Origin of the sequence: Luteococcus sp. H101 (assembly GCF_038433155.1) — a bacterium.
Taxonomy (GTDB): Bacteria; Actinomycetota; Actinomycetes; order Propionibacteriales; family Propionibacteriaceae; genus Luteococcus.
The window spans coordinates 1-11,564 of record NZ_JBCDMW010000025.1; the positions used below are offsets into that span (position 1 = coordinate 1).

Annotated in this window: 8 protein-coding genes; 2 read left to right on the top strand and 6 right to left on the bottom strand. The window is 68.6% G+C overall.

Going from position 1 to position 11,564, the window contains the following annotated elements:
• Window positions 1-104: 104 nt before the first annotated feature.
• From AAEX60_RS10880 to AAEX60_RS10905, 6 genes are all read right to left on the bottom strand, one after another.
• On the bottom strand, window positions 105-851 hold the full coding sequence (locus tag AAEX60_RS10880; RefSeq protein WP_342103433.1) for a hypothetical protein: 747 nt from the start codon (window positions 849-851) through the stop codon (window positions 105-107).
• Between the two features lie 199 nt (window positions 852-1,050).
• Entirely contained in the window at window positions 1,051-3,723 is a 2,673-nt protein-coding gene (acnA, locus tag AAEX60_RS10885) for an aconitate hydratase AcnA (RefSeq protein ID WP_342103434.1), read from the bottom strand.
• Window positions 3,724-3,944: 221 nt separating this feature from the next.
• Window positions 3,945-4,145, bottom strand: a complete 201-nt coding sequence (locus AAEX60_RS10890; protein WP_342103435.1) for a DUF6767 domain-containing protein — start codon at window positions 4,143-4,145, stop codon at window positions 3,945-3,947.
• Between the two features lie 4 nt (window positions 4,146-4,149).
• Entirely contained in the window at window positions 4,150-6,345 is a 2,196-nt protein-coding gene (locus AAEX60_RS10895) for a sensor histidine kinase (RefSeq protein WP_342103437.1), read from the bottom strand.
• Window positions 6,346-6,555: 210 nt separating this feature from the next.
• Window positions 6,556-7,746 (bottom strand): class I SAM-dependent RNA methyltransferase, encoded by a 1,191-nt coding sequence (locus tag AAEX60_RS10900; protein WP_342103439.1) that lies wholly within the window; start codon window positions 7,744-7,746, stop codon window positions 6,556-6,558.
• A complete protein-coding gene (locus AAEX60_RS10905) occupies window positions 7,746-9,749 on the bottom strand; it encodes an APC family permease (protein ID WP_342103442.1) in 2,004 nt (667 codons plus the stop codon). The genes AAEX60_RS10900 and AAEX60_RS10905 overlap by 1 nt, the downstream gene beginning before the upstream one ends.
• 119 nt (window positions 9,750-9,868) lie before the next feature.
• On the opposite strand from AAEX60_RS10905, the gene AAEX60_RS10910 reads away from it, so the two are divergent.
• On the top strand, window positions 9,869-10,516 hold the full coding sequence (locus AAEX60_RS10910; protein WP_342103444.1) for a potassium channel family protein: 648 nt from the start codon (window positions 9,869-9,871) through the stop codon (window positions 10,514-10,516).
• A 44-nt stretch (window positions 10,517-10,560) separates the two neighbouring features.
• The gene (locus AAEX60_RS10915; protein WP_342103443.1) at window positions 10,561-11,262 is read left to right on the top strand and encodes a potassium channel family protein; all 702 of its coding nucleotides are present in this window, start codon (window positions 10,561-10,563) and stop codon (window positions 11,260-11,262) included.
• Window positions 11,263-11,564 lie beyond the last annotated feature (302 nt).

Here is an 11,564-nt window from a genome sequence, read left to right on the forward strand (position 1 = left end):
CCCCCCCCCCCCCCCCTCCCCCCCCCCCCCTCCCCCTCCCCCCCCCCCCCTCCCCCTCCCCTCCCCCCCCCCCCCCCCCCCCCGGGCCGCCAAGCGACGGGAGACTACTTCTTGGCCTCGACGATCTTGGCCACGTCCTCCAGCACCGTGCTCAGCTGGCTGGCCGAGAGCTTCACCTGGCCCGGATCGGTGACCTGGATCAGGATGTTGTCCACGTGCCCCAGGGCGGTGGTCATGGGGATGGTCTGGCCGGCCGCCGTCACGGTGGTCTTCTGCCCCGACTCGGTCTGCGAGGTGGCCGAGTCCACCGACAGACTCTCGGTGGTGCCCTTCATCGAGATCTTCTGACCTGACTGGGTCATGGTCATGTTGAAGCTCTTGCAGGCGTCGGCCGTGCTGCCGGCGGCCTCCACCAGCTTCTTGGCGTCCTCCGCGCTGGGCAGCGAGCGGATCAGCACCATCGGGAGGCTCTTGGCCCCGGAGACTGCCAGCGGAGCATTGCCGGGCATCAGCTTGGCATTGTCCAGGCTGGCGGTCTTGCAGGCCTCCGGGGTGACGGTGGCCTGCTTCATCGCGTCGGCGATCGCACCGGAGTTGCTGCCCTTCTTGGCCTCGGCCAGGATGTTGGCCGGAGCCGCCTCCAGGGCGACGCCATTCACGGTGGCACCCTTGAGCATGGCGGCCAGCTGGGCGTCGGTGTAGGTCTTGGCCTCAGAACCGGGCACGGAGACGGTGGAACTGGTGGAGGCCGGGCCGGCCGAGTCCTTCTTGTCCTCCCCCGAACATCCGGCCAGCGCCAGCAGCGCGACGGTGGACAGGGCGACGAGCTTGGAACTGCGTGAGGTGGTCATGCGGGGCCTCCTGGTCAACGGGCCATGCACAGTCCGTGCATGGGGAAGAAGTACGCAGATGACCGTATCGGGGCGGTGGCTCACCCGGAGCCGCTGGCAACAGTCGTTCGTCAACCGCGAAATCAGGGAACCAGGAATGGCCGAGGGCCACACCCGGCTGGGTGTGGCCCTCGGCACGCGAGATCAGCAGGTCAGCCGATCACTTCATCAGCTGGCGCAGCACGTACTGCAGGATGCCGCCGTTGAGGTAGTACGAGCGCTCCCCGGGGGTGTCGATCCGCAGGATGGCGTCGAACTCGACCTTGCTGCCGTCGGCCTTGGTGGCCACGACCGGCAGGGTCTTCGGGGTGACGCCCTCGTTCAGCGCGGTAACACCCGTCACGTCGAAGGTCTCGGTGCCGTCCAGCCCCAGCGACTCGGCATTCTGGCCCTCCGGGAACTGCAGCGGGATGACGCCCATGCCGATCAGGTTGGAGCGGTGGATCCGCTCGTAGCTCTCGGCGATGACCACCTTGACACCCAGCAGCGTGGTGCCCTTGGCGGCCCAGTCACGCGAGGAACCGGAGCCGTACTCCTTGCCGGCCAGCACCACCAGCGGGGTGCCCGCCTTGGCGTAGTTCTCCGCCGCCTCGTAGACCGTGGTCACCGGGGCGTCGGCCTGGGTGAAGTCCTTGGTGAAGCCACCCTCGGTGCCGGGCGCAATCTGGTTGCGCAGCCGGATGTTGGCGAAGGTGCCGCGGATCATCACCTCGTGGTTGCCACGACGCGAACCCAGGGAGTTGTAGTCCTGGCGCTCGACGCCGTTCTCGGTCAGGTACTTGCCCGCGGGCGAGTCCGCCTTGATGGAGCCGGCCGGGGAGATGTGGTCGGTGGTGACCGAATCGCCCAGCTTCAGCAGCACCCGACCGCCAGTGATGTCCTCGACGGGCGTCGGCTCGGCCGGCATGCCGTCGAAGTACGGGGCGCGACGGATGTAGGTGGAGGCCTCGTCCCAGGCGAACAGGTTGCCCTCGGGGGTGTCCAGGTTCTGCCAGCGCTCGTCGCCCGCGAAGACGTCGGCATAGCGGGACTTGTACATCTCGGCGCTGATCGAGCCGCCGATCACCTCTTCGATCTCCTCGGTGGTGGGCCAGACATCCTTCATGAAGACGTCGTTGCCATCCTTGTCCTGGTCGATCGGATCCTTGGCCAGGTCGATGTCCATGGTGCCGGCCAGGGCGTAGACGATCACCAGCGGCGGGGAGGCCAGGTAGTTCATCTTCACGTCGGGGCTGATCCGGCCCTCGAAGTTGCGGTTGCCGGACAGCACGGCGGTGACGGCCAGGTCATTGTCGTTGATCGCCTTGGAGACCTCGGGGATCAGCGGGCCGGTGTTGCCGATGCAGGTGACGCAGCCATAGCCGACCGTGTTGAAGCCCAGCTGGTCCAGGTACTGCTGCAGACCGGACTTCTCGTAGTAGTCGGTGACCACCTGGGAGCCGGGGGCGACGGTGGTCTTGACCCACGGCTTGGGCATGAGGCCCTTCTCCGCGGCCTTCTTGGCCACCAGGGCGGCACCCAGCATCACGCTCGGGTTGGAGGTGTTGGTGCAGGAGGTGATCGACGCCACGGTCACGGCACCATTGGCCAGCTCGAAGCTGCGGCCGTCGGCCAGGGTGACCGGCACGGTCTTGGCCGGGTCCCCGGTGTAGGCCTTGACCGACTCCTGGAAGGAGGGCTTGGACTCGGACAGCACGATGCGGTCCTGCGGGCGCTTCGGGCCGGCGATCGACGGGACGACCGTCGACAGGTCCAGCTCGATGTACTCGCTGTAGACGGGCTCGTTGGCGGCGTCGTGCCACAGGCCCTGCTCCTTGGCGTAGGCCTCGACCAGGGCGATCTGGTCCTCCTCGCGGCCGGTCAGGCGCAGGTAGTCGGTGGTCTTGTCGTCGATCGGCCAGATGGCGATGGTGGAGCCGTACTCGGGGCTCATGTTGCCGATGGTGGCGCGGTTGGCCAGCGGCACCTCGGAGACGCCGGGGCCGTAGAACTCGACGAACTTGCCGACCACCTTGTGCTCACGCAACATCTCGGTGATGGTCAGCACCATGTCGGTGGCGGTGACGCCCTCGTTGAGCTTGCCGGACAGCTTGAAGCCGACCACCTTGGGGATCAGCATGCTGATCGGCTGGCCGAGCATGGCCGCCTCGGCCTCGATGCCACCCACGCCCCAGCCCACGACGCCCAGGCCGTTGACCATGGTGGTGTGCGAATCGGTGCCGACGCAGCTGTCCGGGTAGGCCTGCAGCACACCGTCGACGGTGCGCGGGAAGATCACGCGGGCCAGGTTCTCGATGTTGACCTGGTGCACGATGCCGGTGCCCGGGGGAACGACCTTGAACTCGTCGAAGGCGCCCTGGGCCCAACGCAGCAGCTTGTAGCGCTCCAGGTTGCGCTGGTACTCGATGTCGGTGTTCAGCTGCAGCGCATCGGCGGTGCCGAAGTGCTCGGCGATCACGGAGTGGTCAATCACCAGCTCCGCCGGGGCCAGCGGGTTCACCCTGGCGGCGTCGCCACCCAGGTCCGCGACGGCCTGGCGCATGGTGGCCAGGTCTACGACGCAGGCCACGCCGGTGAAGTCCTGCATGATCACGCGGGCCGGGGTGAACTGGATCTCCTTGTCCGGCTCACCGGTGGGGGCACCGGCGGCCAGCGCCTTGATGTCCTCGGCGGTGATGTTGGCACCATCCTCGGTGCGCAGCAGGTTCTCAAGGAGCACCTTGAGGCTGTAGGGAAGCTTCTCGTGGCCCTCGACCGCATCGAGCCGGAAGATCTCGTAGGACTGGCCGTTCACCTCAAGGGTGCTCTTGGCCCCAAAACTGTTGACGCTCATGCATCACTCCTGATCGGGCTGGCTTGGCGCCTGCGCCAAGTCTCTTGACATCAAGATACCACGTTCCTCGGGCCCTGCCCGAACAAACGGGAATTCCTTGCCCAGTCTGCTACATGGGGCGCGCGGCTGCCAGCCAATGAGGCCGGGAATAACGGCCTGAAATGCTTTCCTAAATGGCTCCGGCTAGGCCATCCATCCCGGAAAGAGCCCGGAATCCGGGGTCACTGGCCGGCGCCACCGTCGGCCTGCGCGGCCGTCTTGGCCCGCTGCTGCGCTCGATTGGCGTTCCATTGTTCGCGCAATTCGGGATCGTCCATCACCAGGTAGACCAGCCCGCAATTGTGCGGCCCATCGGCACCCGGTTGGCACAGGCTGCACGGGTCCCCGGGGCGGATCGGACACTTGGCGGAGAAGGCGGGCACCCCCTCATCCTTCCATGGGCTCCGCGATCCCGACATAGCGCCCCGAGGGGCGCTCCGGCAACGGCGCCCGCATCCGGGCATAGCCCGGCCCGCAATCCAGCATCGCTCCCAACTTGTCGGCCGTCGACTTCCACAGGGCACGCTGCTGCTCGCTGGGGTCCAGCACCACCAGGGTTGCCATCCCGCGGGAGATGGTGACCTTCACCTCCTGCCGGTGACGGGCCGGACTGCCGATCTTGGCCAGCCAGAAGGCCACGGACTCCAGGAAGACCACCTCGTCCTCGCTCACCGACGGGGTGTTGGCATGCCATCCCTGCCGCCGCAGGGTGTTCAGCACCTCCAGCATGGTGCTCTGGTCCGGCCCAAGCAGCAGCTCGTCGCGCAGGGTGGCCTCCAGCAGCTCCGCGTGGCGGATCCGTTCCGGGGTGGGCGGCTCACCGTCTGCAATGGCCCGGATCAGGGGCATGGCCTCCCCCGTGACGTGCTCGGACCAGAAGTTCTCCAGCTGCCAGGCCCGGCGTCGGGCGGCGGCCTGCTGCCGACTCTCGGTGGTGCGGCGACGCTCTTCCAGCTGCAGCGCCTCCAGCAGCCTGGCCCGGGACTGGACCGCCACCGTGGCGAGCCCCTCACCCATCGGCACCAGGATCACCGGCCAGGCCTGCAGCAGGGTGATCGGGGAACGCAGCACCGCCAGCCCAACAGCCGCGGCGGCCACCCAGCCGAAGACCGTCACCATCGCCAGCCGCACCGGCTGCTGCAACACCAACAGGTGGAGCAGGGCGGAACAGGCCCACAGGAACCACAGGCCATGGATGGTGTGCCCCGACGTGGGGGGCGGGGCCGCCCACACCAGCAGCCACCAGCTGACCAGGGAGACCACCAACAGCAGGAGCTCGTCGACGTGGTTCGCCCGGTGGTGCACCAGGATCTGGGTGTAGACCATGCCCACCACCACCGGGACCAGCGCCCCCAGCGCCAGGGCCCACTGGCCCTCGGTGAGTACCACCATCAATGCCCCCACCAGGGTGGCCCCAAAGCCAGGCCAGGAGGTGTTGATCAACAGACGGCGAACCTGACTCTGGGCCCCTGACACCCACAACGGGTCGGGGGCGGAGTCCTCCCGGGGCCAGGTCAGGGTGACCCTGGTGCCCTGCCGCGGGGCGCTCTCCACCCGGGCAGCCCCGCCGACATCATCCATCCGCCCATGGATCGATTCGCGTAGACCCAGACTCTGCCGCGGGATCCGGGTCGGGGTGAAGCCCACGCCGTCGTCCCACACCTCGACCTGGGGGCGCGGTTCGGCGGCCATGGTGACGCTGACCCTGCTGGCGCGGGCATGTGCCCGGACATTGGCCAGGGCCGCACGCACCGCGTCGGCCATCGCTTGGGCGACGTCGGCCGGCAACGGACCGGTGTCCCCCGCCAGCGGGGGGTCCAGGTTCGCCACCAGCGGGTCGGTGACCAACAACTCCCCCACGGTGGCGGTGTGCTCAAGACCACGGGGCCGGGCCAGCTCCGCCAGGGCCTGGCGGCACTCCCCCTGCGCCATCTGGGGCGTCACCTCCCCACCGATCCGCGCGACGGCGTGCAGGGCGTGCAGCACGTGGTCATGCAGCAGCCGGGCCGCCTCCGCCTGGGCGTGGAGCGTGCTGCGTTGGTTGGACGTGGCGTGCTGGATGGCGCGCCGCAACTCCATCTCCCGCGCCACCCCGGCGGACACCAGACGCAGCGCATAACCGAACAGCCCGATCACCACGGGCGGGACCACGAACCACAGGGAGACCAGCAATTCGTGGCCGGGTTGGTGCTTCAACCCCACCAGGCTGGCGTCCAGGACCGTCAGGCCCGCGAAGAAGCCAAGCGCCGCCCCTATCTGGGTGCGGCTCTCCAGGGTCGCCGTCCCCCAGGCGGCCCACCCGAAACCCAGGAATCCCGGCGCCCACGGCGACGCGCCGGGTTGGTGGTTCCAGTGGAAGATCAACGCGGCATAGCCGAGCGCCAGTAGCAGGCCGGCGAACCAGAACCAGCGCCAGTTCTCGGGAGCGCGCAGGATCCCGCCAGCCGTCACCAGCTGGTGCAGGACCACCAGCACCAGGCCGACGCCTGCGATCTGGTGCCCGTTGGTGGTGGCGGCCACCGTCGGGATGGTGACGAGGAAGACCGCCGCCATCACCCCCAGGGCCACGATGCGGATGGCCATGCCGGCCTGGGCCAAGGGTGTGCTCAGGGCAGTCCCAGCGGCCGAAGGTGGCCCGCCGGTGGCTCGCAGGCCTGGGGGAACAGCGAGCAAGACTCAGACTCCTCGGGGTACTGGGTACGGGGTGAGATCGGGCACTGGGGCGACCTGGGGGAAACCGAACGGCCCCAGTCTTCCAGCTCCGGCAGGTCAGCGGGTGGACTGCCGCGCCGATCAGCTGCGGGTCAACAGGGCGACGCACTCCACGTGGTGGGTCATCGGGAACAGGTCGAAGGCGCGGATCCGTTCGGCGTGGTAGCCCAGCTCCGCAAAGCTGGCCAGGTCCCGGCCCAGGGCAGCCGGGTCGCAGGCGACATAGGCAATGGCCCGGGCCTGCAGACCGGCCAGGTGGCGCACCACCTGCGCCCCGGCCCCGGTGCGCGGCGGGTCCAGCACGATCAGGTCCACCCGCGGGGGTAGTTGGCGCAGCGCCCGGGCCAGCGGCGCGGCGATGAAGCGGGCGCGCGGAACATTGCGTCGGGCCTGCCGCACGGCCGCCTGGACCTGTTCCACACCCACCACCCGGCAGCCCCGACCGGCCAACGCACCGGCGAACAGGCCGACCCCGCAGTACAGGTCCAGGGCGTGCTCGCCCGGGGCGGGGCGCAGCATCTCCAGCACGGCATCGGTGAGGGTCTCGGCGGCCCGGGGGTGCACCTGCCAGAAACCGTCGGCCCGCACCCGGAAATGGTGTTCGCCCACCACCTCCGGCACCAGCTCGGCCCCCTGCTCCCGGGAGGCGATGGTGCGGGGCTGGCCGTCGTCCGGCACCACCACCCGGAGCTCGTCGACGCCGGACTGGGTGGCCACCCGGGCCAGCTGGTCGGGGGTCGGTGTCCCGGGATGGGCAATCAGGCAGCCGTCGGCCGGCAGCGGCACGAGGTCATGGGAGCGGTGCGCCCGCATGCCCACCACCGCTTCCCGGCCCTCGACCGCCTCGATCAGGAACCGGGTGCGGGTGCGCCAGCCGGTGAACGGTTCGACGGCCTCCACCTCGCCGGTCCAGTCGATCCCGGCCAGATGACCAAGCTGCTCCCGGACCACGTCGCCCTTGAGTCGACGCTGCCCGGCCAGGCTGACGTGCTGGAAGTCGCAACCACCGCACCCGCCCGGCACCGCCACCGGGCAGGGCGGCTCGGTCCGGTCCGGGGAGGCCTGCAGCACCTCGACGGCATCCCCGCGCCAGAAGCTCTTGCGGGAGGTGTCGGTGAGACGGACCAGCACTCGCTCACCCGGCAGGGCGTGCCGCACGAAGACCACCCGGCCCTCGTGCCGGGCGACGCAATGGCCACCGTGGGCGACCGGGCCGATCTCGACCGGGCCGATCTCGACAACTTCGGTCATCGTGCAGGTGGGCTCGGTCATCACTTGCCCACCATGCGCCAGGCCGTGGGGTCGTCGTGCACATACTTCTCGTCGGCATCCGCCGAGGAGCGCAGCTGGTAGGGCACGCTGGTGACCATGACGCCGGGCATGAAGTGCAGCCGGGTGCGGACCACCAGCGCGGTCTGGTTGTGCAGCAGCTGCTCCCACCAGTGCCCCACCACCACCTCCGGGATGTAGACGCACACCACGTCGCGTGGATTGTCACTGCGCAGCCGTTTCACGTAGTCGATGAACGGTCCGGTGACCTCCCGAAAGGGCGAGGCGATCACCTTGAGCGGCACATCCATGTCCTCCGCCTCCCAGGTCTGAACCAGCCGCTGCGTCTCCTCGTCGTCGACGGAAACGGTGACAACATCCAGATGGGCGGGATGGGTGGCCTTGGCGAAGCTGAGCGCCCGCATCATCGGCTTGTTCACCTCGCCGACGAAGATCACGGCCCGGACCCGGCTGGGAAGCGCCCGGTCCGCCGAGCCCCCCAGCGCCACCTCCTGGGCCACCCGGGTGTAGTGCCGCCGGATGGCGCGCATCATCGCGAAGACCACCACCATCGCGATGATTGCCAGGTAGGCGCCGTGGAGGAACTTGCTGAGCAGCACCACCACCAGCACGATCCCGGTCAGCGTCAGGCCAATCGCATTGATCACCCGGGAGCGCTGCATGTGGCGCCGCTCCTCGGGCTCGGTCTCGGTCTTCAGGTGCCGGGTCCAGTGGCGCAGCATGCCGAACTGGCTGACCGTGAAGCTGACGAACACGCCCACCACGTACATCTGGATCAGGGCGGTGACCGACGCGTTGAAGACCAGCACCAGGCCGATGGCGGCGGCGGCCAGGGCGACGATTCCATTGGAATAGGCCAGCCGGTCCCCGCGGGTGTGCAGCTGGCGGGGCAGGTAGCCGTCGCGGGCCAGGATGGAACCCAGCGTCGGGAAGCCGTTGAAGGCGGTGTTCGCGGCCAGGAAGAGGATCACCATGGTGACGGTGACGATGAAGTAGAAGGCCGGTCGGAAACTGTCGTAGAAGACGACGCGGGACAGCTGCCCCACCACGGTGGTGCCCTCGGCGGTGAGCCTCTCCCCCGTCGGCGTGACGTAGTAGGAGCCACCCTTGGGGTCGATCAGTTTCACCCCGGTGGCATTGGCCAGCGCGATGATGCCCAGCAGCATGCTGATGGCGATGCCACCCAGCAGCGCCAGCGTGGTGGCGGCATTCCTGCTCTTGGGCTTCTTGAAGGCGGGCACGCCATTGCTGATGGCTTCGACGCCGGTCAGGGCCGCGCAGCCGGAGCTGAAGGCCCTGGCCAGCAGCGCGATCATCAGGAAGCCGGAGAACTGGGTGTAACTGCTGGTGCTCTCCACCCGGTAGTCGGCGGTCTGGGCGCGCAGGTGGTCCCCCAGCAGGTAGATCCGGGCGAAGCCCCACAGAGTCATCCCGATGATCCCGGCCATGAACAGATATGTGGGGATGGCGAAGAAGGTGCCAGACTCCCGCACCCCGCGCAGGTTCATGGCCATCAGCAGCGCGATCACCACGGCGGCCACCATCCCCTCCCGGCCGTGCAGCCAGGGGATCATCGCCTCCGCATTCTGCACCCCGGAGGAGACCGAGACGGCGACAGTGAGCACATAGTCCACCAGCAGCGCGGAGGCCACCACCAGTCCGGCGGTGGGTCCGATGTTGACGGTCGCCACCTCATAGTCGCCACCGCCGGAGGGGTAGGCGTGCACGGTCTGGCGGTAGGAGAGCACCACGACGGCCATCACCAGGGCCACCATCAGGCCGATCTGCCAGCTGAAGGCGAAGCCGGCCATCCCGGCCAGGCTGAGGGTGAGCAGCACCTCGTCGGGGGCATAAGCCACCGAGCTGAGGGCATCGCTGGCGAAGACGGGCAGCGCGATCCGTTTGGGCAGCAGGGTCTCGCCCAGCTGGGTGCTGGCCAGCTTGCGGCCAACCAGCAGCCGTTTGATCGCATGTGTAGAACTCACGGCATGACTGTAGACCCAGCCGGGCGGTGTGATCGATCCGGTGCGGTAGCGTTCATCCGTCGAGCCGAACAGCACGGTTCGCGCCGCACACACTGGAGGTCAGCGTGCACATCGTGATCATGGGATGTGGCCGCGTCGGGTCAAGCCTGGCGCGCAGCCTGGAGAAACGTGGGCACACCGTCTCGGTGATCGACGTCACCGCGGAGTCCTTCCGTCGGCTCGGGCCGGAGTTCAAGGGCACCACGGTCAAGGGCGTCGGCTTCGACCGGGCGGTGCTGGAGAAGGCCGGCATCCGGGAGGCCGACGGTTTTGCCGCGGTCTCCAGCGGCGACAACTCCAACATCCTGGCGGCGCGGGTGGTGCGCGAGGAGTTCGGCGTGCACAACGTGGTGGCCCGGATCTATGACCAGGGCCGGGCCGAGGTCTACGAGCGGCTGGGGATCCCCACCGTCGCCACCGTCCGCTGGGCGGCCAACCAGGTGCTGCGGGGGCTGTTGCCGGAGGGGTCCGAGCCGGTCTGGCGGGACCCGTCGGGCAATGCGCGGCTGGTGCAGGTTCACGTCCACGAGGACTGGATCGGCAGCACCATCGGGGCGATCACCGACGCGGTGCGTACCCCGCTGCCCTTCATCCTGCGCTACGGCACCGGCATGGTGCCCACGGCGGAGACCATCCTGCAGGACGGTGACCTGCTCTACGCCGCGATCGAGCTGGACCGAACCGACGAGATCGAACAGATCCTGGGCGATCCGCCCATCAAGCACTGACCATCCACAAGCCCCGAACTTCCAGAAGCACTGAGGAGACTGCCATGCGGATCGTGATTGCCGGTGCCGGCAATGTGGGCCGTTCGATTGCCCGGGAGCTGATTGCCAATGGCCACCAGGTGCTGCTGATCGACAAGGACCCGAAGTCCATCAAGACCGATTCGGTGCCGCAGGCGGAATGGCTGCTGGCCGACGCCTGCGAGCTGGACACCCTGCAGGAGGCCCGGCTGGACACCTGCGACGTCTGCATCGCGGCCACCGGTGATGACAAGGCCAACCTGGTGCACTCCCTGCTGGCCAAGACCGAGTTCGGGGTGCCACGCACCGTGGGCCGGGTCAACCATCCCGGCAATGAGTGGATGTTCGACGAGGTCTGGGGCGTGGACGTCGCAGTCTCTACCCCGCGGTTGATGTCCGCGCTGGTGGAGGAGGCGGTCAGCGTCGGGGACCTGGTGCGGATCTTCACCTTTGGCAAGGGCACCACCAACCTGGTGGAGATGACCCTGCCGTCGGAGAGCCCCCGGGTGGGCGAGCTGCTGCGCACCATCACCTTCCCCGGCGACGCGATCCTGGTGGCAATCATCCGCGACGGCCGGGCCATGGCCCCGCAGCCGGGTGGCGCCCTGGAGGGCGGGGACGAGTTGCTCTTCGTGGTCTCCACCGAGCACGAGGCCGAGCTCTCCCAGCTGCTGGCCCCGCGCGATGACTACCAGACCGGCCAGACGGAAGAAGCTTCCGCGCTCTGAGCATCCTCGGGAGTCCAGCGCCGGCCGAGGCCTCGACAAGCTCGGCCACCGCGGTTGCGACGCTGCCCATCGCCCGCTACGAGCGCGAGGAACGAGCGTGAGTAGCCCGCTCGGGCAGGCGACGAAGGAGCCGGTGCGCCCGGGCGGAACAGACCAGACGGAGCGAAGCGACTCCAAGAAGAGAACCCAGCCACCGGACAGTCTGGACTCGGAGCAGTGAGGCAACTCCTGCAGGGGGCGCGGGGGGAGCAATCCCCCCCCGTCCGTCGGAGAACAAGATGTACCTCTGGTTGTGGATGGTG